The 23703-nt window shown below is 70.7% G+C and carries 20 protein-coding genes; 12 read left to right on the top strand and 8 right to left on the bottom strand.

Annotated elements, in window-relative coordinates; translation table 11 throughout:
* Position 1 precedes the first annotated feature (1 nt).
* The 5 genes from OH804_RS08715 to OH804_RS08695 all read right to left on the bottom strand — a co-directional run bounded on the left by OH804_RS08715 (position 2) and on the right by OH804_RS08695 (position 6081).
* Positions 2-1066, bottom strand: a complete 1065-nt coding sequence (locus tag OH804_RS08715; protein WP_406064154.1) for an ABC transporter ATP-binding protein — start codon at positions 1064-1066, stop codon at positions 2-4.
* 11 nt (positions 1067-1077) lie between these two features.
* Positions 1078-2181 (bottom strand): ABC transporter ATP-binding protein, encoded by a 1104-nt coding sequence (locus tag OH804_RS08710; protein ID WP_196923598.1) that lies wholly within the window; start codon positions 2179-2181, stop codon positions 1078-1080.
* Entirely contained in the window at positions 2178-3155 is a 978-nt protein-coding gene (locus OH804_RS08705; RefSeq protein WP_406064152.1) for an ABC transporter permease, read from the bottom strand. Before OH804_RS08705 ends, OH804_RS08710 begins: the two co-directional genes overlap by 4 nt.
* 123 nt (positions 3156-3278) lie before the next feature.
* Positions 3279-5018, bottom strand: a complete 1740-nt coding sequence (locus OH804_RS08700) for an ABC transporter substrate-binding protein (RefSeq protein WP_406064150.1) — start codon at positions 5016-5018, stop codon at positions 3279-3281.
* A 49-nt stretch (positions 5019-5067) separates the two neighbouring features.
* Positions 5068-6081 (bottom strand): ABC transporter permease, encoded by a 1014-nt coding sequence (locus OH804_RS08695; RefSeq protein WP_196923600.1) that lies wholly within the window; start codon positions 6079-6081, stop codon positions 5068-5070.
* A 523-nt stretch (positions 6082-6604) separates the two neighbouring features.
* On the opposite strand from OH804_RS08695, the gene OH804_RS08690 reads away from it, so the two are divergent.
* The 3 genes from OH804_RS08690 to OH804_RS08680 all read left to right on the top strand — a co-directional run bounded on the left by OH804_RS08690 (position 6605) and on the right by OH804_RS08680 (position 9053).
* A complete protein-coding gene (locus OH804_RS08690) occupies positions 6605-7273 on the top strand; it encodes a response regulator transcription factor (protein WP_307788736.1) in 669 nt (222 codons plus the stop codon).
* A gap of 4 nt (positions 7274-7277) precedes the next feature.
* Complete coding sequence (locus OH804_RS08685) at positions 7278-8468, top strand: sensor histidine kinase (RefSeq protein WP_406064147.1); 1191 nt, start codon at positions 7278-7280, stop codon at positions 8466-8468.
* Between the two features lie 78 nt (positions 8469-8546).
* Positions 8547-9053, top strand: coding sequence for a DUF2231 domain-containing protein (locus OH804_RS08680; RefSeq protein WP_406064145.1), 507 nt, complete (start codon positions 8547-8549; stop codon positions 9051-9053).
* 67 nt (positions 9054-9120) lie between these two features.
* On the opposite strand, the gene OH804_RS08675 is transcribed toward OH804_RS08680, so the two are convergent.
* Complete coding sequence (locus OH804_RS08675; RefSeq protein WP_406064143.1) at positions 9121-11190, bottom strand: phosphocholine-specific phospholipase C; 2070 nt, start codon at positions 11188-11190, stop codon at positions 9121-9123.
* A 134-nt stretch (positions 11191-11324) separates the two neighbouring features.
* A complete protein-coding gene (locus OH804_RS08670) occupies positions 11325-12251 on the bottom strand; it encodes an AraC family transcriptional regulator (RefSeq protein WP_406064141.1) in 927 nt (308 codons plus the stop codon).
* Positions 12252-12354: 103 nt separating this feature from the next.
* Between OH804_RS08670 and OH804_RS08665 the strand changes: the two genes are divergently transcribed.
* The 9 genes from OH804_RS08665 to OH804_RS08625 all read left to right on the top strand — a co-directional run bounded on the left by OH804_RS08665 (position 12355) and on the right by OH804_RS08625 (position 23244).
* The gene (locus tag OH804_RS08665; RefSeq protein WP_406064139.1) at positions 12355-13218 is read left to right on the top strand and encodes an NAD(P)H-binding protein; all 864 of its coding nucleotides are present in this window, start codon (positions 12355-12357) and stop codon (positions 13216-13218) included.
* A 59-nt stretch (positions 13219-13277) separates the two neighbouring features.
* Positions 13278-14321 carry an SEC-C metal-binding domain-containing protein gene (locus OH804_RS08660; protein ID WP_406064137.1) on the top strand — a complete coding sequence of 348 codons (1044 nt, stop codon included), beginning with the start codon at positions 13278-13280 and terminating at the stop codon, positions 14319-14321.
* An 89-nt stretch (positions 14322-14410) separates the two neighbouring features.
* Entirely contained in the window at positions 14411-15157 is a 747-nt protein-coding gene (locus tag OH804_RS08655) for a metallophosphoesterase (protein WP_406064135.1), read from the top strand.
* A gap of 2 nt (positions 15158-15159) precedes the next feature.
* Positions 15160-15795: a LysE family translocator gene (locus OH804_RS08650; RefSeq protein ID WP_406064133.1), complete on the top strand. Its 636-nt coding sequence runs from the start codon at positions 15160-15162 to the stop codon at positions 15793-15795.
* Positions 15796-15888: 93 nt separating this feature from the next.
* Complete coding sequence (locus OH804_RS08645) at positions 15889-17055, top strand: ROK family protein (RefSeq protein WP_196923610.1); 1167 nt, start codon at positions 15889-15891, stop codon at positions 17053-17055.
* A 66-nt stretch (positions 17056-17121) separates the two neighbouring features.
* Entirely contained in the window at positions 17122-18942 is a 1821-nt protein-coding gene (locus OH804_RS08640) for an alpha-galactosidase D (protein WP_406064130.1), read from the top strand.
* 79 nt (positions 18943-19021) lie between these two features.
* The gene (locus OH804_RS08635; protein WP_406064128.1) at positions 19022-21430 is read left to right on the top strand and encodes a glycosyl hydrolase family 95 catalytic domain-containing protein; all 2409 of its coding nucleotides are present in this window, start codon (positions 19022-19024) and stop codon (positions 21428-21430) included.
* Positions 21430-22695, top strand: a complete 1266-nt coding sequence (locus OH804_RS08630; RefSeq protein ID WP_406064126.1) for an SGNH/GDSL hydrolase family protein — start codon at positions 21430-21432, stop codon at positions 22693-22695. Before OH804_RS08635 ends, OH804_RS08630 begins: the two co-directional genes overlap by 1 nt.
* A 54-nt stretch (positions 22696-22749) precedes the next feature.
* Complete coding sequence (locus OH804_RS08625) at positions 22750-23244, top strand: DUF2231 domain-containing protein (protein ID WP_406064124.1); 495 nt, start codon at positions 22750-22752, stop codon at positions 23242-23244.
* Between the two features lie 10 nt (positions 23245-23254).
* Here the strand turns inward: OH804_RS08625 and OH804_RS08620 are convergent, their stop codons facing one another.
* Positions 23255-23698, bottom strand: a complete 444-nt coding sequence (locus OH804_RS08620) for a DUF1801 domain-containing protein (protein ID WP_406064122.1) — start codon at positions 23696-23698, stop codon at positions 23255-23257.
* Positions 23699-23703: the final 5 nt, after the last annotated feature.

The following is a 23703-nucleotide window of genomic DNA, read 5'->3' as shown; positions in this document are numbered from 1 at the left end:
GTCAGGCCGCCACCGCGGTGGCCGATTCCTGCAGCGGGCCGGCGAAGTGGCACGCCGCTGCCTGCCCGTCGCCCACCTGACGCAGCGGCGGGGTCGTGGTGGCGCAGACGTCCTCGGCCTTCCAGCAGCGGCTGCGGAACCGGCAGCCGGTCGGCGGGTCCATCGGACCCGGCACGTCGCCGGCCAGCCGGATCCGCGTCTTCGGCGCCCCGCCGCGCACGACCCCCAAATCGGGTACGGCGGAGAGCAACGCCTGGGTGTACGGGTGCTGCGGCGTGCCGTAGAGCGCGTCGCGGTCGGCGATCTCGGCGACCCGACCGAGGTACATGACCGCCACCCGGTCGCAGAAGTGCCGCACCACGCCCAGGTCGTGGGCGATGAAGACGAACGCGATGTCCAACTCCTTGCGGAGGTCTTCGAGGAGGTTCATCACCTGCGCCTGGATCGACACGTCGAGGGCACTGACCGGCTCGTCGGCGACGATCACCTTGGGCTGTACGGCCAGGGCGCGGGCGATGCCGATGCGCTGCCGTTGGCCGCCGGAGAACTCGTGCGGGTAGCGGTTGTAGTGCTCGGGGTTGAGGCCGACCACCTCCAGCAACTCACGTACCCGGTCCAACTCCCTGCCCTTGGGCACGAGGTTGTGCACGCGCAGGGGCGCGCCGATGATGGCGCCCACCGTGTGCCGCGGGTTGAGCGACGAGTACGGGTCCTGGAAGATCAGCTGCAGCTCCCGCCGGTACGGCCGCAGGTCCTTCTCCTTCAGGTGGGTGATGTCGGTGCCCTGGTAGAGGACCTGCCCGCCGGTCGGTTCGAGCAGCCGGGTGATCAGGCGGCCGGTGGTGGTCTTGCCACAGCCGGATTCACCGACCAGGCCGAGCGTCTCGCCGGCGCGCAGTTGCAGCGACACCCCGTCGACGGCGCGGATCCGGTGGTCGTTGCGGCCGAACCACCCGTCGCCCCGAGCGGTGAAGTGCATCTGCAGGTCCCGCAACTCCAGCAACGGTGCCCCGGTCGCGTCGGCAGGCGCGGCGAGGGTCGCGGTGTCGGTGGTGGCAGTGGTCATCACGTGTTCCTTCAGGGCAGCCGGGGCAGGATGTCGGTCTCGAAGATCCCGGCCGGGTCGGGCAGGTGGCAGCGGGAGGTCCGGGTGGTGTCCGCCGTGCGGGAGACCAGCTCGGGCAGGTCCACGGCGCAACCCTGCACCCGACCGGCGAACTCGCACCGCGGGTGGAACGAGCACCCGGTGGGCAACGCGAGCAGGCTGGGCGGTGTGCCGGGAATGGGGTGCAGCCGGGTCGGTTCGCCGGAGACCGCCGGGATGCTCTCCAGCAGACCCCAGGTGTACGGGTGCAGTGGCCGGCCGAGGATCGCGTCGGCCCGGCCGTACTCGACGCCGCGTCCGCCGTACATGACCAGCACGTCGTCGGCGATCTCGGCGACGACGCCGAGGTCGTGGGTGATGAAGAGGACCGCCGAGCCGAAGTCCTGCTGCAACTCCATGATCAGGTCGAGGATCTGCGCCTGCACGGTGACGTCCAGCGCGGTGGTGGGCTCGTCGGCGATCAGCAGCTTGGGGTCGTTGACCAGGGCCATCGCGATCATGGCGCGTTGCCGCATGCCGCCGGAGAACTGGTGCGGGTAGTCGTCCAGGCGGCGGCGCGGGTTGGGGATGCCGACCCGGCCGAGCATCTCGGCCGCCCGGTCCCGGGCCACCCGCTTGGACACGCGGTGGTGCGCCCGGTATGCCTCGGTGATCTGGTCGCCGACGGTGAAGTACGGGTGCAGCGACGACTGTGGGTCCTGGAAGATCATCGCGGCGTTGGCGCCTCGTCGCTTGCGGAGTTCGGCGGGTGGCATACCGACGATCTCCTCGCCGCCGACGGTGATCGAGCCGGTCATCCGGGTGCTGCGCGGGTCGTGCAGGCCCATGATGGCCATGCTGGACACGCTCTTGCCGGAGCCGGATTCGCCGACCACCGCGAGGGTGCGACCCAGTGGCAGGGAGTAGCTGAGCCCTTGCACCGCCTGCACGAGGCCGTCGGCGGTCGGGAAGGTGACGGTGAGGTCCGTGACCTCCAGGTAGGACTGCCCAGCGGCGCGGTCGCCGGCGGTGCGGCGGGCGCGCGAGACCGTCTCGGGCCGTCGGCCCGGGGTCGACAGCAGCTGCGGTTCGGTCATCCCAGCCTCACTCGCGGGTCGAGGATCGTGTAGAGGATGTCGACGAGCAGGTTCATCACGACCAGCACCACCGAGCCGACCAGCACGCCGGCCATCAGCACCGGCAGGTCGTACTGGTTGAACGCGCGCAGGGTCAGCACGCCGAGGCCGGGCAACCCGAACATCGCCTCGGTGAAGATCGCCCCGGTCAACTGGATTGCCAGGTCGACGCCGAAGATGGTGGCGATCGGGGTGATCGCGGCGCGCAAGCCGTGGCGGTAGACCACCCGGCGTTCGCTGATGCCCTTCGCGCGGGCGGTGCGGATGTAGTCCTCGCCCAGCGTCTCGATCATGGACGCTCGGGCGTAGCGGGTGTACGAGGCGGCGTTGGCCAGGCCGAGCGTCAGCCAGGCGGCCAGCAGCCCGGTCGCCCAGGTGAACGGGTTTTCCAGCAGCGGGTGGTAGCCGGCGTGCGGCAGGAACGTCGCGTACAGGGAGACGAGCAGCGCCACCACGAAGTACGGCACGGCGTTGATGCCGAGCGAGGTGCCGACCATGAGCCGATCCAGGTAGGTGCCTCGTCTTCGGGCGGCGACGATGCCGGCGAGGATGCCGGCGATCAGGTAGACCACCGCGCCGCCGAGGACGATCGAGACGGTGACCGGCAACGCCTGCCCGATCAGCTTGGTCACCGGCTGGCCGAGGGTGTACGAGTAACCGAGGCAGGGTGCACCGCAGTCGATGGTGAGCCCGCCGGAGTGGTACGTCCGTCCGACCGCCAGCCCTTTGAGATACCCGCCGACCTGCTGCGCGACGGGCTCGTCGAGGTTGAGGCTGGCGCTGATGTCGGCGTAGCGCTCCGGGGTGCAGCGCTGGCCGCAGATCGTTCCGGCCGGGTCGGTGGGCGCTATGAAGAACAGCCCGAAGCTGGCGACCAGCGTCACGATGACGACGGAGATCGCGCTGGCGATCCGTCGCAGGATGTAGATGAGCACCGCCGAGGCTCCTGGTGGCAGCGGGCCGGGGCTGGGAGCCCAAGCCGGAACGGGGAGAGGGGTGGACGCCGGCCGGCACAGTGCCGGAGGCCGGCCGGCGTCCACGTTGGGGGGTGCGGAAGGTCAGTTCTTCAGGAACATGTTCACGTAGAACGGCTCACCCGCGGAGGCGTCGCCCTCGGCGCCACCGATGTTCGTGCCGATGGCGAAGGCGAGCTTGCCGTAGTAGCGCGGCAGGGCCACGTACCTGCCCAGGATCTCCTTGTCCAGCTCACCCCACTTGGCGACGGCCTGGTCGGCCGGGAGGTTGCCGATCTCGTCGATCTTGGCGTCCAGCGCCTTGTCGCTGAGCTCGCCCCAGCTGGTGCCGTCGGAGATGCTGTGCGTCTGGAACAGCACCGGGAACCAGCTGCCGCCGCTCGGCCAGTCCGAGCACCAACCCTGCGGCTGCTGGCCCATGTTGACCGGGGCGTCGTAGTCAGCGATCTTGGAGCGCAGCTCCGCGGTGGTGACACCGATCGGCTTCACGGTGAAGCCGGCTGCCTTGAACGCGTCGACCCGGATCTGGTTGCTCTGCTGCGGGATCGGCTTGGTGTTGTCGTAGTACCAACTGAGCTCGAAGCCGGTCTTACCGGCCGCCTCCAGGTCGGCCTTGGCCGCGGCCGGGTCGCCCTGGCCGACACCGCTCAGGCCGGGCAGCGGGTCGTACTTGGTGTAACCCGGCACGCTGGGCGGCAGGACGGTGCTGGCCGGCGCGGAGTTGAAGCTGTTCAAACCGGCGGCCTTGTTGACCTGGTCGTACGGGTACGCCTTGGCGATCGCCTTGCGCACCTCCAGCGGGATCTTGCGGGTGTCCAGCTGCACCGAGTAGGTGCAGGGCTGCTCACCCTGGATCAGCTGGGCCTTCTTGTCCCCGGTCAGCTGCGGGATCAGCGAGGCGTCGACGGCGCCGTAGTTGAGTGCGTTGGCGTCCTCGCCGGCGCTGTTGAGCACCTGCTGCTGGGTCTTCGGGTCCTCGCCGCCCCACTTGAAGTCGAAGCCGTCCGGGTACTGGTGCCGCACCGCGTCGGTGTTCGGGTCCCAGTTCGGGTTCTTCTTCAGCTTCAGCTCGGTGCCGGGGGTGAAGGTGTCGAACTGGTACGGCCCGGTCGCGAGGGGGTTGTTCTTGTAGTTCTCCTTGGTGTCCTTGGCCTTCGGGATCGGCGTGAACACCGGGAAGGTCAGGTAGAGGGGCAGGTCCGCGAACGGCCGGGCCAGGTGGATGACCAGCGTGGTCGGGTCCGGGGTCTCCACACCGGCATAGGCGTCGCCGCTGACGTAGGGGCCCTTGTACGTGTCGCCGTCCTTGAAGGTGGTCAGCTGGTACGTCGGACCGTTGGCGAACACGTCGTGGGCGAACGAACGCTTGATCGCGTACGCCAGGTCCTCGACCTTGACCTCGCTGCCGTCGGCGTACTTGATGCCCGACTGCATCTTGAACGTCCAGGTCAGCTTGTCCGACGAGACGGTGCCGAGGTCGGTCAGGTCCGGCACGAGCACCGGCTTGCCGTTGCGGATCGCGAACTGGGTCGGGCTGCGGAAGAGCAGCTTCTCGATCGCCAACGCGTCGGCGTAGTAGGTGTCGGTCGGGTCGAAGGTGTTCGGGGTCAGCTGGGAGTAGACCGTGATGACGCCGCCCTTCTTGGCACCGGGCACCTCGGCCGCCGGCCCCTTGGCGGTCGGGTCGAGCGCGCTCTGTTGGGTCTCGATGCCCTTGGAGTCACCCCCGCCGCTGCTGCCGTTGTTCGACGAAGGGCTGCCGCAGCCGGCCACCGCCATGGTGGTGGCCAGCGCGGCGGCGAGACCAACCTTCAGTTGCCTCACAGACGTACTCCTGTCTTGTCTTCCGGTTCTACTTCAGCCCCGGGCGTCCTCATCGACGGGTCCGGGGATCGAAGGCATCGCGTACGGCGTCGCCGAGCAGGCTCAGGGCGAGCACCAGGATCGTGATGCCGAGTACGGGCAGCCACAGGTAGAGCGGGTCGGCCCGGTAGTACGTGGTGGCGGCGGAGATCGTCAGACCCCAGGACGGTGTGGGCTCGATCAGCCCCGCCCCAAGCACGGTCAGTCCGGCCTCCGCCACGACGTAGCCGGGCAGGGCCAGCGACACGGAGACGACGATCGGCGCCACCAGGTTGGGCAGCAGCTCCTTGAAGAGCACCTGCCTGGTCGGGATGCCGAGCACTTTGGCCGCCGCGACGAACTCACGCTCCCGCAGCGAGAGCACCTGCCCTCGGACCAGGCGGGCGAGGCTGGCCCAGCCGAAGAACGACAGCACGCAGATCAGCGAGATGAAGCGGATCTGGGCGACGTCCTCGGCCCCGGCTCCGTCGGCGCCGCCGAAGATCGCGACCAGGACGGCGGAGCTCGCGATCGCGAAGAGCAGGTACGGCAGGCTGAGCACCAGGTCGATCAGCCAGGAGAGCACCCGGTCGACCCAGCCGCCGGAGAAGCCGGCGACCAGACCCACGACCACACCGATGATCGTGGTGATCGTGGTGACCGCGACAGCGACGATGAGCGACGGGCGTGCGCCGTACACCCAGCGGGCGAAGAGGTCGCGGCCCAGGCGGGGCTCCACCCCGAACCAGTGCTCGCCGGTCGGGCCGATCATTGGGAAGCCGAACTCGTCGATCAGGTCCTGGTGCAGGTCGGTGGCGTTCTGCCCCTCCAACCCGGCGAGCAGCGGCGCCAAGATCGCGATCAGGACGTAGGCCACGCAGATCGCGGCGCAGATCATCGCGATCCGGTCGCGGCGTAGCCGGGCCAGGGCGATCCGGGTCGGCGACTTGCTGACCGTCCGGACCGGGGCGGCGGGCGACGACGCGCTCTGCACCCGTCCGTCGCCCGGCTCTCCGGCGCGGAGCACCTGGGGCTCCGTGACCATCGGCTCCACGCGGGACGACCTCCTCATCGTGCTGACACATGACACCGCCACCCGGACGACTGTCCGGATGGCGGCTCCCGAGCCAGAACGTTAGCCAAGCAAATGATTTCGTTGTGGGTCGGTTGTGTAACAGGCTCATGTCCTAAACGACGGTTCATTCGGCCATTCGGGCAGCCGAACACCCACCCCCGTCAACGATTGCGGCCGAACAGGTGCACCATTACGCAGAGTCACCGCGAGCCTCGCCACCGTCGACGCCGGTGGGAAGCGATCGATGTAACAGCAGTTCAATGCATCGATGCCGCGTCCCTCCCGAGCGCGACCCCGGCACGAGCAACACTGTCCATCACTCGCTGCAACGGTTCTCGATGGAATAGTGATGTCGCGAATCGCTCATCAAATCCACCGCAGAGCAGATCACAGAATCGCGGTAGAGCCATTTACTCTATGTTGGCTGTCCATGCTTAATAGCAAGGTCAGCGGATGGGGTGATCCCCCGATTCCGGGAGGCGATACTGGGCCGGTGGAAAGCACCCGGCCCCGCCTGCTGCTGGTCGAGGACGACCGCGCGCTGACCGCGCTGCTCGCCGACCTGCTCGCCGAGGAGGGGTACGACGTCGACCTGGCCCGCGACGGGCAGAGCGGCCTGCACCACGCACTGGCCCGCGACTACCAGCTCATGGTCATCGACCGAGGGCTGCCGGTGCTGGATGGCCTGCAACTGGTCACCCGATTGCGGCAGCGCGGGGTGACCTGTCCCGTACTGCTCCTCACCGCTCGGGGCTCCCTCGACGACCGGGTGGAAGGGCTCGACGCGGGCGCGGAGGACTACCTCGTCAAACCCTTCGAGGTCCCCGAGCTCCTGGCGAGGCTCCGGGCGCTGCGTCGCCGACACCAGGACGCGGCGAGCCGACTGCCGCTGGGGCCACGACGCTGGTTGGACGTGGGTAACCGGCGGGTGCTCGACGACGGCGAGGAGATTCCGTTGTCCGCCCGCGAGTTCGCTGTCCTGCGCGCCCTCGCCGGTCGGCCGACGAAGGTCTTCACCCGGGCGGAGTTGCTGAGCACCACTTTCGACCACGCCGACGCCCCGGGCAGCGTCGACGCCTGCGTCCATCACCTGCGCCGGAAGCTGGGACGGGGCGCCATTCGTACGGTGCACGGTCTCGGCTACCGGATCGGTACGGGCTGACGGGGTGGACGAGGCCCAGCTGAACCACGCCCGACGGCGCAGTGTGGCGCAGACCGCCGCAGCGATCGGCGTCATCCTGTTGCTGGTCGGCGCGTTGATGTTCGTGCTCTCCAGCCGTCAGGAGTCCCGTGCGCTGGATGCGGAGCTGGGTCAGGTGCTCACCATGGCCGAGGACGTGGACGACCCGCCGCCCGGTCAGGTCCTGGCCCGCAGAGCAACCGGAACCGACGCGGTCGAGGTGACCGGGAGCGCATCACCGACGTTGGTCGGCGTCCTGGAGGACGCGCTACGGCGGCAGCCGACGCGGTACGACACCGACGCGGGGGACGATCATCCGGTCCGGGTGCAGGTCGAGCACCGGGCGGACGGCAGCCGCTGGGCGGTCGCCGCCGACCTCGCGCCGCTGCGCCAGCGTCAGGAACAACTCGGCATCGCGCTGTTGGTGGCCGAACTGGCCGGCCTGGCCGGGGCGCTGGCAGCCGCGGCGCTGCTCGCCCGGCGGGCCGTCGCGCCCCTGGCCACCGCACTGGCCCTGCAACGTCGCTTCGTCGCCGACGCGTCGCACGAGCTGCGCACACCGCTCACCGTGCTGCACACCCGCGCGCAGCTGCTCGTGCGCCGAGCCCGGACCCGGCCGGCGGAACAGCTCACCGATCAGCTCGAACAGTTGGTGGCCGACACGCGGGCGCTCGGCGAGGTCGTCGAGGATCTGCTGGTAGCCGCCGCCGCCGAGCACCAGCCGCCACCGGACACGGTGGTTGACCTGGCGGAGGTGGCCCGTGAGGTGGTGGCGAGCATGTCGGTGTACGCGCGGGAGCGCGACATCGAGCTGCGCGTTGAGGCTACCGGGGCGGCCTTGGTCCGGGGTGCTCGCGCCGCGCTGCGCCGGGCCTTGACGGCCCTGGTGGACAACGCCGTCGGGCACGTGGCCGTTGGTGGGCACGTCACCGTGATCGTGCGACACCGCGACGGCCGGGTTGCCGCCGACGTCACCGACGACGGGGTGGGCCTCGATCCGGCCGAGGCGCACCGCCTCCTCGGCCGTTTCGCACACGGCACGGACGGGACGGGCCGACGTTTCGGGTTGGGCCTGGCGCTGGTGCAGCAGGTCGCGCGGGCCCACGGGGGATCGCTCGAGGTCGGTGGGGCTCCGGGTCACGGTGCCACATTCACGCTGCTGCTACCCGCGTGCTGAACCTGGTCGCGCAAGAATTTCACAAGAATCGCGAAATATGGTGACTGGTAGTGATATCCCGAGCGCCGAGGAGATCTCATGCCCGACACCGTCAACGGACTTCCTCTGCACCCACTCGTGGTGCACGCCGTGGTGGTTCTGCTGCCGCTGGCCGCGATCGGCGTCGCCGCGCTGGCCATCCGGCCATCCTGGCGGGGTCGCTACGGCGGGCTCGTCGTACTGATCACCGCGCTGGCCACGGTCGCGGTGCCGATCGCCTCTTCCACCGGTGAGGGCCTGGAGCATCGGGTCGGGGACCCCGGCGTGCACGCCCAGCTCGGGGACACGCTGATCTGGTTCGCGCTGCCGCTGTTGGTCGCCGCCGTCGCGCTGTTCTGGCTGCACCGCCGGGCGGCCCACCCGGCCGGGGAGACGACCGGATCCCGCCGTACCCCTGCTTCGGTCGCGGTGGTGATCGCGGTGCTTGCCGTGGTCGTGGCGGCCGCGAACCTGGTCCAGGTCTACCGGGTGGGTGACTCCGGGGCCAAGGCGGTCTGGGGCAGTGTCCCGGCCGCGTCCGCTGCGCGCGGCGGCCACACAGCGTGACACCCGAGGTGTCCGTAAGCGGGGCGCGTCACCCGGGCCGGCACGGCCCGGGTGACGCGACCATCACCTAGACGAGTCCGCCGAGGGCCGGGTCGCTGATGCTGTCCTTGCCGTTCTCGACATGACCCGCGCAGCGGTACGCGAAGTCGGCGTCACCCGCGACGGAGACCGTGAGGTCGTACCAGCCGTGGGTGCGGGCGAGCGCCCACGTGGCGCGCTCGGTCTCGCCGGGGCGCAGCGACAGCGTGACCGGACGGGCGTTGTACCCGTCGCGGACGGTCACCTCGACCCGCTTCGATCCGCGGTTCTTGAGCGTGAGGGCGAGCTTGTAGTCGCGCTCGTCGTAGGTTGCGGTGACGTCGAGGTGGGACCGGCCGTCGGTGAACCTGCGGAAGAACCCGTTCGGCCCGTGCACCGACAGGTCGTACCCGGAGGTGACCGGCCAGGTGTCGGTCAGGTGCTTGCCCGGCTCGACGGTGTAGCTGCGCGGGGCGTCCGCACTGCCGGCCTGGCGGACCTGGAAGACCGCGGCGACCCCGCCGGAGTTGCGGAAGTCGATCCGGAACGAGTCGTCGCCGCGGTGCCCGTCGGCGTGCAGGGTGTACGGGATCGGCCGCGCCGGGCGTACCCCGTGCTCCTGCTTCGGCAGCCGCTGGTCCGTCGGCGGGACCGGCACCTCGTCGGGGTGCCGGACCAACTCCTCGGGCTTGAAGTCGTCGGTGTCGGGCAGCCTGACCTCGCGCGAGCGGTTCGGGTGCCGGAAGTCGAAGGCAGTGGTCAGGTCGCCGACGACGGCCCGTCGCCACGGGGTGATGTTCTGCTCGATCAGGTCGGGCCGGCCGTGCCCGAACCGCGCCTCCAGGAACTTGATCAGTGAGGTGTGGTCGAAGACCTGCGAGTTCACGTACCCACCGCGCGTCCACGGCGAGACGATGACCATCGGCACCCGGATGCCGAGGCCGTACGGCCCGGCCGGGTGGTCGGCGTCGCCGGGGAAGATCTCGTTGGTGGTCGGCACTGTCGACTGCCCGTGCTCGCGGGTCTGCGGGGGCGTCGGCGGGACCACGTGGTCGAAGAAGCCGCCCTCCTCGTCGTAGGTGATGAAGAGCGCCATCTTGCTCCACACCTCGGGGTTCGACGCGAGGATGTCGATGACCTGGGAGATGTACCAGGAGCCGTACGCCGGCTCCCAGTTCGGGTGCTCGGTGTACGCCTCGGGCGCGGTGATCCAGGAGACCTCCGGCAGACGTCCCGCCTCGACGTCGGCGCGGAAGTCGGCCAGCAGCGCCTCCGGGTCGCGGCCCTGGGTCCTGACCTCCGTGCCGGTCTTGGCCTTGTCGGCCAGCGGCGTTCCGGGCTGCGCGTTCTGGTACTGGTGGAAGTAGAGCAGCGAGTTGTCGCCGTAGTTGCCGATGTACGGGTCGTTGGTCCAACCCCACGAGCCGGCGGCGTTGAGGCCGGTCCCGACGTCCTGGTAGATCTTCCAGGAGATGCCGTTGCGCTCCAGCCGCTCCGGGTAGGTGGACCAGTCGTAGCCGGCCTCGGCGTTGGTGATGACCGGGCCGCCGCCCTTGCCGTCGTTGCCGACCCAGCCGCTGAACATGTGGTAGCGGTTCGGGTCGGTCGGGCCCATCAGCGAGCAGTGGTAGCTGTCGCAGACGGTGAAGGCGTCGGCGAGCGCGTAGTGGTACGGCAGGTCCTGGCGGGTGTGGTAGGTCATCGCCGTGACGCCCTTGTTCGGCACCCACTTGTCGAACCGGCCGTCGTTCCAGGCGGCGTGCCCGTCGTTCCAGCCGTGCGGCGGGTCCGGCAGGAAGGTCTGGCCGAGATCCTTCACCTCGGGGCGGAAGGGCAGCAGCTCGTCGGCCCCGTTGGGCTGGTGCCACACGTCCTTGCCCGACGGCAGTGTCGCCGGATGGGGGTCACCGAAGCCGCGTACGCCGCGCATGGTGCCGAAGTAGTGGTCGAAGGAGCGGTTCTCCTGCATGAGGATGATGACGTGCTCGACGTCCTTGATCGAGCCGGTCCGGTTGTTCGCCGGGATGGCGAGCGCCTTGCTGAGGTCCAACGGGAGCGCCGCGCCGATCGCGGGAACTCCCATCGCCTTGAGGAACGTACGGCGATCCACGGTGCCCATAACTCCGCCTTTGTGCGACCTGGTCGGGAAACTGGCGACCGGACGCTACCGACGACGGGTTGACGGCAGATGACAGTAGTTCGTTGGTTTTGCGACCACTCGTCGACCGGCTCTGGGCCTTGAAGAGCAGCCGCTCAGGCCGCCGTGGCGTCGAGGCGAGCGAGCCGTCGATGCCCGCTGGGGCTCATGCCGTGCACGCGTTTGAAGGCCGCGCTGAAGCCGAACGCGTCGGCGTACCCGAGGTGACGCGCCACGGCGGCCACCGTCGCGGTCGATTCGGCCAGCAGGTCGGCGGCCACTGTCATGCGCCAGTCGGTCAGGTAGGTGAGCGGCGGCTCGCCCACCAGCGCGGTGAACCGTTTGGCCAGTGTGGACCGGGAGACCCCGGCCTGCGCGGCCAGGCTGGCCAGGGTCCACGGCCGGCCGGGCGCGTCGTGCATGGCGCGCAGCACCGGCCCGACCGTGTCGTCGCTCAGCGCGCGGTACCAACCGGGGGTCTCGGCCTCCGGCTGGTCGAACCAGTCCCGCACCGTGCACACCAACAACCAGTCGAGCAGGCGGTCCAGCACGACCTGCCGTCCGGGCCGCCCCGCGTCGAGTTGGGCGTCCAGGTAGTCGCGCAGCGCGGCGCAGTCCTGGTCTTCCGGCACGACGAGCACCGGCGGCAGCGCACCCAGCAGCCGCTGCGGCACCCGACCCCGCACGTGGTACACCCCGACCAGCAGCACGAGGCGCTCGGTGTGGTCGGCGCCGACCGGGTCGACCACCCCGGTCTGGCCGCGCCGGACGTCCCGCAGTTCTCCGGGCTCGAAGCTCGACCGGGGCTCGGCGGAGAAGACGAACGGCGCCGGCCCACGCACGGTGGCCGCCTCGCCGACCCGGACCAGGCGAGGCTTGTCGCTATCCGGGTGGGAGATCCAGCCCTCGCCTCGCATCGGGACGCAGAGCGTCAGCGGGGCGCCGTCGGTGAACCGCAGCGCCCACGGCGGCGTCAGCACCGACCGGCCGAAGGCCGCACCGTCGGCGTGCAGGCCGCGCAGCAGATTGTCGAACGGGTCCATGTCACCGACGATAGATCGCGGAGGATGGACCGCGGACGATCGGACATGCCCGGCGTACGACAGGACATGTCCCGCCCGCGACCGGGCGAGTTGACTCGTGGTCATGACGACTGACGCACCCTCGACACTTGTGATGGCCGGCACCGGCAAGACCGGTCGCCGGCTGGTCCAGACACTGCGGGCGGCGGGTCGGCACGCCCGGGCCGCCTCTCGCTCCGGTGAGGTGCGGTTCGACTGGTCGCGGCGGGACACGTGGCGGCCTGCCCTGGCGGGCGCCTCGGCGGTCTATCTGCTCGCCCCGGAGGACCCCGCACTGGCCACCGACTTCGTGACGCAGGCGGTCGACTCGGGTGTCGGCCGGATCGTGGCGCTGTCCGGGCGCGGGATCGACCGGGTCGGTGACTTCTCTCCCGGCATGGTCGCGGCCGAGGAGGCGGTGCGGAAGTCCGGCATCGAGTGGACGATCATCCGGCCGAACAACTTCAGTCAGAACTTCAGCGAGGACCTGTTTCGCCAACCGCTGCTCGACGGTCGCCTGGCCCTGCCGATGGGCGCCACCCCGGAGCCGTTCGTCGATGCCCAGGACGTCGCCGACGTGGCCGCGACGCTGTTGACGTCGCCCGGTCACCACGAACGGGTGTACGACCTGTCCGGTCCTCGTGCGCTCACCTTCGACGCGGCGGTGGCGACGATCGCCCGGGTGACCGACCGTTCGATCCGCTACGTGGAGCTCACCCCGGAGCAGTACCACGCCGAACTGCTCGCCGAGGGTTATCCGGCGGAGGCAGCCACGGCGCTGAACGCCCTGTTCGCCGGGATGCGGGCGGGCCACCTCGCCGAGCCGACCGACGGGGTACGTCGGGTTCTGGGACGGGACCCGCTCGACTTCGACAGCTACGCCGCCCGGGCCGCGGCGGCCGGCGCCTGGTCGCAGTCCGCCCGCCGGGCGGCAGGAGAGGCGGTGTGAGAGCGGCGTAACAGGTGATCTGCCCGCACAGCGCGAGTACCCCGACGTACCGTGAGATCGTGCCGACGAGAGAGATACTCACCAAGGCTGACCTCGCCGAACTTCGCCGTTCGGCGCTCGGGACGGCCAACCCGCTCGGTGTCGCCGCCGACGTCGCGGAGGCCGCCGAACAGGGCCGGCTGGAGGACCCGGACGACGCCGGCGACGCGTTCACGCTGGCCGCCGAGATCGCGGAGATCCGGGCCAGGCCGGAGGCCGCGCTGCGGTACGCGGAGCAGGCAGTGGCGGCGTACCCGTCCGGCGATGACCCCCGGGCCGGGTTCGCCCGCGCGCTGCGGGCCCGCGCGCTGTTCCAGGCCGGCAGCCGCGACGACGAGGCGATGGCGGAGTTGACCGCGTTGCGCCCGTTGCTGCTCGTGCAGCCCGACGCCCCCGCCTACGTCAGTGCCGCGCTGGACGCCGCTGGGCGTTCGGCGACCGCCGAGACGTGGCTGAGCGAGGCGGTCGACACAGTGCTCAACGAACGCGCGACCGCCGCGTCCGGGCCGGCCAGCACCGCGATCGACCCGGTGGTCGATCTCGGTCCGCCGGACGCGCCAGGTGTGGCCTTCTTCCTGTTGCAACAGCGGCATCGGGTACGCCGGAATCTGAACCTGCCGCACGACCGGCAGGACGACCTGGCGGACCGGTTGGAGACCCAGCTCGTGCGTCGGGCGGGTGAGCGTCGGGACACCGAGTCGGATCTGCTCTTCTGGCCGCGGTCCGAGTTCGATCGCCTGCTCGCCGAGCACCCTGCCCTCGCGGAGGTGTACGGGCCGGACTGGGACGCGCACCGGGGGCGGTTGGAGACGGAGTTGGTTCGGCTGCGGGATGCCGGTCAGGCCGGGTTGGGCGTGTTCGGGGCGACGGTGGCCGGGTTGACCGCGTTCGCCGGTCGACGTGGCGGCGATCCGGCTGACGCGGCGGTGCGGGCCGGCTACGCGGCCGAGGTGTCGGCGCGGCCCAGCGCACGGATCGCCTGGCCGCCGGAGCGTAACGACGCCTGCTGGTGCGGTTCGGGCCTCAAGTACAAGAAGGACTGCCTGCCCCGCTCCCGGAGCTGACCGCGAGGGCTGTCGCGCTGCGGCGGCCTACCTGGTCGGGAGTAGCGTCCCTAACGGCTTTGACGTTGATAGCCGTTAGGAGAGACCTCGTGCTGGTCATCGCGCACCTCAGTGACACCCACCTCGACAGCCACCCCCGGTCGGCCGAGCGGACCGCCCGGGTCATGGACTACCTGCACGGCCTGCCACGACCTGTCGACGCGATCCTGATCACCGGGGACATCGCCGACCACGGCGAGGTGGCCGAGTACGAAACCGCCGCGAGGCTGTTCGACTCCCCGCTTCCGGTGATGGTCTGCCCGGGCAACCACGACGTGCGCCCCGCGTACCGCAAGGGTCTGCTCGGTGACGACGGCGGCGGCACCGGCCCGATCAACGCCCGCCACGACGTGGCCGGGGCGGTCTTCCTCCTCGCCGACTCTTCAGTGCCCGGCGCGGACGACGGTCACCTGGACGAGGAGACGATGGCGTGGCTCGCCGACGAGCTGGGTTCGGTGGCGGCCGAGACGCCGACGTTCATCGCCCTGCATCACCCGCCGGTGGTGCTGCACCACCCGGTCATCGACCCGATGCGGCTGCTGCCGGCCGACCCCCTGGCCGAACTCGTCGCCGCCCACCCGCAGGTCGTCGCCGTGCTGACCGGGCATTTCCACACCGCCGCCGCGAGCACCTTCGCGGGCCGTCCCCTGCGGATCGCCCCAGGTGTGGTCTCCACTCTGCGGATGCCCTGGGAGGGCGAGGGCCCGTTGACCACCCAGACCCAACCGCCCGGCGTCGCGTTCCACGTGTACGACGACGCCGGACTGCTCACCACCCACTACCGGGTGGTGGTCTGAGCATGCGCGGGGTCGCGGTGCTCGGCTTCCTGCTCGCCGTCGCGCCGATCACGGCCACGCCGGGCGCGAGCCTGACCCTGGTCGTCTCGCGGGTCGCCAGCGGCGGGCGGCGGCAGGGCTGGTGGGTGATCCTGGGTACGGTGACCGGGCTCTACGTGCACGCCACGCTGGCCGCTGTCGGGCTGGCCGCGCTGGTGCTCCGCTCGTCGCAGGCGTTCTGGGTGGTCAAGCTGGTCGGGGCCGGTTATCTGGTCGGGCTCGGGCTCTGGATGCTCTGGTCGGCGTCGCGCCGTCGCACGGAGGCGGGACGGCGACCGACGGTTCCCGCCCGGAGGCTGCCCTGGCGCGTGGACCACCCGTACCTGCAGGGGTTGCTCGGCAACGTGCTGAATCCCAAGGCCGCCGCCATCTACCTCACATTGGCACCGCAGTTCCTCGAACCGGGCCGACCGGTGCTGATGCCCATGATGCTTCTCGCCACGGCACACGCCGCGCTCGCCACCGGTTGGCTCGCCGGCTGGACCGTCGTCTCCGGCGCCGCCGCCCGGTTGCTGCGCACCGCATCGGTGCGACGAATGCTCGATCGGTTGACCGGCGTGCTCCTGGTCGGCCTCGGCGTCCGTGCGGCGGCGACCTGAGTTTGCCGTGGCCGGCGTGGCGCCGACTCTAGGACGGTGCACTGAGGCAAATCAATACTTGAAGAAGTTAAATATTCGCCGTAGGTTTCGTCCATGTTTCCTGGGATCGACACCGGTACGTTCGCCGGGCCACCGGCAGCGACGGCGGTCTTCACGACGGTGCTGACCGAGGGGCCGGTGAGTCGGGTCGCGCTCGCCCGCCGGCTCGGGCTCTCCTCCGCCGCCGTCACCAAGGCCGCCCGGCCGCTCATCGACCTGGGTTACCTGCACGAACTGGCCGCCACCGAGCGCTCCGGACCGGGCGCCGGACGCCCCGCCAGCCCTCTCGCGGTGCGCGCCGAACGCGAGTTCTTCCTCGGGGTGAAGATCACCGCCGACGAGGTGATCGGCGTGGTCTGCGACCTGCGCGCACAGGTCCATGCCAGCGCCCGCCGGTCGTTTGACGACCCCGACGTCGACGCCGTCCTCGCCGAGGTGGGCCGGCTCGCCGACGACCTGTTCGACACGTTCCCCGGCGACCGCACCCGGGTCCACCGGCTCGGCCTGGCCCTCTCCGGCGACATCGACCGCGGCATCGGCCTGGTGCGCTACTCGCCGTTCCTGCACTGGCGGGACGTGCCACTGGGTCGACTGGCCGCCCAGCACACCGGTCTCACCGTCACAGTGGAGAACGACGTCAAGGCGCTCACCGCCGCCGAGCACTGGTTCGGCGAGGGGGTGGGGGCGGAGTCGTTCGCCCTGGTCACCGTGGGCACCGGCATCGGCTGCGGGCTCGTCGTCAACGGCCGCCTCGTCTCCGGCTCGTACGGCGTGGCCGGCGAGATCGGCCACCTCACCGTCGACGCCACCGGCCCGGACTGCCACTGCGGTGGCCGCGGCTGCGTCGAGTCGATCGCCGGCACCGACGCCATCGTGGCCCAGGCCCGCGACCGCACCGGCCGTCCCGACCTCACCATCGACGAGGCGGTGGCCCTGGCGCGCGGGGGCCACGAGCAGGTGCGGGCCGTCTTCACCAGGGCCGGCGGCGCGATCGGTTGCGCCATCGCGGCCGTCGCGAACCTGGTCGGTCCCACCCGCATCGTCGTGTCCGGCGAAGGGCTGGCCGCGTACGACCTGTTCGACAGCCACATCCGCACCAGCTTCGAACGGCAGGCCTTCGGCGCCGCCGCTCGGTGCCCCCTCTCCATCCGCCCGTTGCCGTTCGAGGAGTGGGCCCGCGGCGCGGCGGCCGTGAGCATCCAGTCGCTCGTCGTCCCCTGACCCGGCGTCACCCCGGCCACCGGCCGTCCATAGCGCTCGACCCACCCTGCCACCAGGAGGTTGACCATGCCGTCACCGACAACCCCGCGCAGACAGCACCGCACCCGGGTGCCGCTCGTCGCGGCGGCGCTGGGCGTACTCCTCGCCGCAGGCGCCGCCCCCGCCCACGCCGCCCCGGCGGCCCCGCAGGCCGCGCCGGCGCAGGCCGCCGCGGAGATCGCGCAGCGCCCCTTCATGGGGTGGACCAGTTGGACCATGCAGTCCTCCAAGTACCCGGGCCTGAACCCCGACGGCGACTACAGCTACCTCACCGAGGCCAACGTCCTCAAGCAGACCGACGCCCTCGCCACCAAGCTGAAGCCGTACGGCTACCAGTACGTCAACATCGACGCCGGCTGGTGGCGCAACAACGACTGGGTGCCGCGCTTCGACCAGTACGCCCGGCAGACCCCCGACCCGGTGCGGTTCCCCCGCGGGATGCAGGCCGTCGCCGAGCACATCCACGGCAAGGGACTGAAGGCCGGCATCTACCTGCCCGTCGGGCTGGAGAAGGAGGCGTACGCAGACGGCGCCGCGCCGATCTGGAACGCCCCCGACTGCACCACCGCGAACATCGTCTACCCGGACCTGCGCACCACCAACGGCTGGGACAGCGCGTACAAGCTGAACTTCGACAACCCCTGCGCGCAGAAGTACATCGACTCGCAGGCGCAACTCTTCGCCGACTGGGGTTACGACTTCCTGAAGCTCGACGGGGTCGGGCCGGGCTCGTTCAAGTCCGGTGACAACTACGACAACGTGGCCGACGTGGCCGCCTGGCAGCGGGCCATCGCCACCGCCGGCCGGCCGATCCACCTCGAACTGTCCTGGTCGCTCGACATCAACCACGCCGCCGACTGGAAGCGGTACTCCAACGGGTGGCGCATCGACACCGACGTCGAGTGCTACTGCAACACGCTGGTCAGCTGGGAGAACTCGGTCGACGACCGGTTCGACGACGCGCCGGCCTGGAGCCGCAAGGCCGGCCCCGGCGGGTGGAACGACCTCGACTCGCTCAATGTGGGCAACGGCGAGATGGACGGCCTCACCAAAGCCGAGCGTCAGTCGTACGCGACGCTGTGGGCGATCTCGAAGTCGCCGCTGTACACCGGCGACGACATCACCCGCCTGGACGACTACGGGTTGTCGTTGCTGACCAACCGCGAGGTCATCGCGATCGACCAGAACGGCGGAGCGCCGGCCCGGCCGGTCACCCCCGCCGGTGACCAGCAGGTCTGGGGCGCGAAGAACCCGGACGGCAGCTACACCGTGGCGCTGTTCAACCTCGCCGACGCGCCCGCGTCGGTCACCGCGCACTGGGCGTCGTTCGGGTTCACCGGCAACGCCTCGGTCCGGGATGTGTGGAACCGCCGCGACCTCGGACCGCAGAAGAACGCCATCACCGCGGCGCTGCCCGCGCACGGCTCGCGGCTGTTCACCGTACGGCCGGGCACCGCTCTGACCTCGACCAGCTACGAGGCCGAGGCTCCCGGCAACACCCTGACCGGCACCGCCTCCGTCGGCGGCTGCGACGCCTGCTCCGGCGGTCAGAAGGTCGGCAACCTCTACGTCGGCGGCACTGTGCGGTTCAACGACGTCACAGTGCGCAAGGACGGCATCTACACCGTCGCCGTCTCCTACGTCAGCGGTGACGCACGGTCCGTCCAGGTCTCCTCCAACAGCGGCAACGGCAGCTACCTGAAGTTCCCCTCCACTGGTGACTGGGGCACCGTCGAGACGGTCACCGTCCAACTGGCACTGAAGGCGGGCACCAACACCATCACCTTCGACAGCGGCACCTGGTACTCCCCCGACATCGACCGGATCGCCGTACCGCAGACCCTCTGACGTGCCGGCGCGGTCCGGCGCGACAGCCGGGCCGCGCCGGCGCGCGCATCCGCCGAACACCCAGGTTGGAGAACCCGACATGGAGATCCGCAGCACGCGCGACAACCACCCCAGCCGCCGCGGCTTCCTCACGCTGGCCGCCGCCGCCGGCGCGGCCACCACCCTCGGTGGCCTGCCCGCCTTCGCCGCGACCCCCGCACCCCGACGTCCCACCACGTCGCCGATGCTCGCCCCAGAGGTTGCCGCGAAGAACCAGCTCTGGTGGCGGGCACCCGGCTCCGCCACCTCGATGATCGAGCAGGGCCTGCCGGTGGGCAACGGCCGACTCGGCGCGCTCGCCAGCAACGACCCCTCCCGGGAGTTCCTGACGATCACCGACGCGACGCTCTGGACCGGTGGCCGCAACGACACCCTCGACAGCGACGGCCAGTTCCCGTACGGGCGCGAGGACTTCGGCTCGCTCACCATGCTGGCCACGCTCACCGTCGACATCCCCGGGCACGACCTCGGGGCGGTCGACGCCTACCGTCGCACCCTCGACCTCGCGCAGGGCCTGCTCAGCACCGCGTACGACATCGGCGGGGTGGGCTACCGCCGGGAGATCTTCGCCAGCCGACCGGACGACGTCATCGTCCTGCACTTCACCTCGCAGGGCGGCGGAACGTACACCGGCACCGTCTCCCTGGCCGGCACCCACGGCGAATCCACCACCGCCGACCCCGCCGGTCGATACGCCTCGTTCGGCGCCTCCTTCGCCAACGGGCTGCGCTACGGTGCCGCCGTCACCGCGTACAGCGGCACCGGAACGGTGACGGTGACCGGCACGTCCATCTCCTTCACCGACTGCCGGGACCTCACCGTCACCGTCAGCGGCGGCACCAACTATGCGCCGACCGCCGCTACCGGGTTCCGCGACGAATCGGCACAGCCGGAACGACTGGCCCGGGACAAGGTCCTGGCCGCGGCGCGCGCGTCGGTCCGCGAGCTCCTGCACACCCATGTCGCCGACGTCCGCCCGACGTTCGAGCGGTTCGCCATCGACCTCGGCGCGTCGTCCGCCGGCCAGCGCGAACTGGACACCTGGGGGCGGGTACAGGCGCGCTGGCGCGACAACGTCCCCGACCCGGAGTTGGAGGCCGCGTACCTCCAGTTCGGCCGGTACCTGCTGATCTCCGGGTCGCGCGGCAGCCTGCCGATCGGGCTGCAGGGCCCGTGGCTGGACGGCAACGACCCGGACTGGATGGGCGACTACCACAGCGACGTCAACATCCAGATGACCTACTGGCCGGCCGACCGGGCCGGCCTGACCGACACCTTCGACGCGTTCGCGGACTACTGCGTGTCGCAGTTGCCGGTCTGGACCGAGGTCACCCAGCGGCTCTTCAACACCCCGACCAACCGGTTCCGCAACACCAGCGGCCGGGTCGCCGGGTGGGCCGTCGCCTTCTCCACCAACCCGTACGGCGGGAGCGGGTGGTGGTGGCACCCGAGCGGCAACGCGTGGCTCTGCCAGAACCTGTTCGAGCACTACGAGTACACCCAGGACCGCGGTTACCTGGCGAAGATCTACCCGGTCGTCAAGGGTGCCGTGGAGTTCTGGGAGACCCGACTGGTCACCGCGACCGTCACCGACGCGTCCGGCGCCACGCGCGAGGTGCTGCTCGCCGACCGGGACTGGTCGGCCGAGCACGGGCCGCAGGACACCCGGGGCAACACCTACTCCCAGGAGCTGGTGTGGAACCTCTTCCAGAACTACCACACCGCCGCCCGGGTGCTCGGCCGCGACGCCGACCACGCCCGGAGCATCGACGCGCTCCGCAAGCGCCTCTACCTGCCCGAGGTCAGCCCCACCTCCGGCTGGTTGCAGGAGTGGATGTCACCGGACAACCTCGGTGAGACCACCCACCGGCACCTCTCCCCCCTGATCGGTCTCTTCCCCGGTGACCGGATCCGCCCGGACGGCTCCACGCCCGCCGAGATCGTCGCCGGTGCCACCGCCCTGCTCACCGCGCGCGGCATGAACAGCTTCGGCTGGGCCAACGCGTGGCGCAGCCTGTGCTGGGCGCGGCTGAAGGACGCGGAGAAGGCGTACCAGCTCATCGTCAACAACCTGCGGCCGTCGACCAACGGCAGCAACGGCAGCGCCATGAACCTCTTCGACATCTACGAGACGAACCCCGGCCGGGGCATCTTCCAGATCGACGCGAACCTCGGCACCCCCGCCGCGATCGTCGAGATGCTGCTCTACTCCCGGCCCGGTCACGTCGAATTGCTGCCGGCGCTGCCCGCCGCCTGGGCGTCCGCCGGTTCGGTGGCCGGTGTCGGCGTACGCGGAGGTTTCACCGCCGACCTCAGCTGGCGCGACGGGCGGGTCACCCAGGCGCGCCTGACCAGCGTGGGTGGCCGCAGCACGACAGTGCTGGCCAACGGCCGGTCCCGCCAGGTCACTCTGCGCCCCGGTGAGTCGGTCACCCTGAGGAACCTCTGATGCGGGCCGGGCTCGCCCGACGCGGGGCGGCCGCCGCCGTGGCCGCGCTGCTCTGCGTACCACTGGTCGGGTCGGCGGCGCAGGCGCGGACGCGGCACGACCCGACGGCCGGTGCCGGCCGACACTTCGCTGTCACCTGGGCCGCCAGTGCCGACCGGCAGGGCGCCGGGCCCGCCGAACGTAGCTACCGGCTGGTGGTGCGCACCAGCGTCGGCGGGGACGCGTTGCGGATCCGCCTCACCAACGCCTTCGGCGACCACCCGGTGACCTTCGCCAGCGCGTACGCCGGGTTGCAGCGGCAGGGCGCCGAGCTGGTCGCAGGCAGCAACCGGCGGCTGACGTTCGGCGGGCAGCCGTCGGTCACCGTCGCTGCCGGGGAGACGATCCTCAGCGACCCACTGCCCGGCAGGCTGGCCGCCCAGAGCAATCTCGTGGTGAGCCTCCACGTCACCGGAGCGCAGGGCCCGACGAGCGGGCACGGCATGGCCCTGCAGACGTCGTACGCGACCGCCGGTGACCACGCCGCCGAGGAGGCGGCGACCAACTGGACCGACTCGATGACCTCCTGGTACTGGTTGGACGCCGTCAGCGTGCGGACGTCCACAGCGACCGGCTCGGTGGTGGCCCTCGGCGACTCCATCACCGACGGGTGGGCCTCCAGCACGGATGCGAACCGGCGCTGGCCCGACTACCTCTCCCGGCGGCTCCAGGCCGCGCCGGACAGCCCGGTCAGGGGCGTGGCCAACGCCGGCATCTCCGGCAACAAGGTGCTCGCCGACGGCGCCGGTGAGGCCGCGCTGCGCCGCTTCGATCGTGACGTGCTCTCCCAGCCCGGTGTCGACACGGTGTTCGTGTACGAGGGCATCAACGACATCAAGGCCCACACCGGCGTGACAGTGGACGACCTGACCACTGGTTATCGGCAGTTGGCCGACCGGGCGCACGCGACGGGCAGGTGCGTCGTGGGCGCCACCGTCATGGCGTACAAGGGCTGGCCGGAGTACGACGCCGCCGGTGAGGCAGTGCGCCAGGGCGTCAACGACTGGATCCGGCACAGCGGCGTGTTCGACGCCGTGGTCGACTTCGACCGGATCACCCGCAGCCCGTACGACAGGCAGGCGCTGCTGCCGTTCTTCGACAGCGGGGATCACATCCATCCGAACGACAAGGGCATGCAGGCGATGGCGGACGCCGTCGACCTGGCCGCGTTGCGTTGCGACAGGTCAGCGGTCGGCGGGGATGACACGCCCGCGTGGTACCGATAGCGTCCCCCCTGTGGACGATCAACGTCCAGGCCGATGTCACCGGAGGAGACGCCGATGTTCGAGGAGTTCATGGGCATCCCGGCCCACCCTCTGCTGCTGCACGCCGCTGTCGCGTTCGTGCCGCTGCTGGCCCTGCTGACTGTCGGTTACGCGTTCGTCCCGCTGATCCGGCCGCACACCCGGTGGGTGCTGGGGCTGCTCGCCGTGGGCGCGCCCGTCGCGGCCCTGCTGACGAAGCTCTCCGGTGACGCCTTCCTCGAGCGGATGCGCGCCGCCAACCGGGTCACGCCCGAGTTCCTGCCGAAGCTGGAGGCGCACCAGGAGTTCGGCGACATCACGCTCTACGCCAGCATCGGGTTGGGGGTGGTGGCCCTGGCGCTGGTCCGGCTCGTCCCGCCGAGGGCCGCCGACGCCAGCACGGATGGGCGGCCCGGTCGGCCGCTGACCCTGGCGTTGCAGGTGTTGTCGCTGGTGGCCGCCGCCGTCACCGTGTATTACGTGGTCCGCACCGGCGACTCCGGGGCGAAGGCGGTCTGGGAAGGCCAGTGACGTCGAGGGCTCATCGGCGGCTGGCCCGGTCGACGCCCCTGTGCACCCGGACGGTGCGCTCAATCAGCTGCCGCAGCACACTCTCGTCGACGTCGTCGAGCCGCTTCAGGTAGAGGCATCCCTTTCCGGCGCGATGCGGGCCGAGCCGGCCGAGGAGCGCGCCGTACCGCTCCTCGAGACCGCCGCCGGTGAGGTAGACGACGAGGTGCTGTTTGCGTGGCGAGAAGCCCACCAGGGGCGCGTCGCCACTACGCCCGCTCTCGTAGGTGTAGTGGTAGCTGCCGAAGCCGACGATGCTCGGGCCCCACATCACCGCCGGCTCCCCGGTCAACTCGCCCATGATCGCGCGGAGCCGCCCCGCGTCGGCCCGCCTACGTTCGTCGGGGTTGCTGGCCAGGAAGTCGTCGACGCTGATCGCGGTCGGAACGGCTACTGGCTGCTTCGCTGTGGCCATGACGT

The sequence above is a fragment of the Micromonospora sp. NBC_00860 genome (assembly GCF_045207375.1).
Taxonomy (GTDB): domain Bacteria; phylum Actinomycetota; class Actinomycetes; order Mycobacteriales; family Micromonosporaceae; genus Micromonospora; species Micromonospora vinacea.
This window is presented reverse-complemented; position numbering and strand designations above follow the sequence as displayed.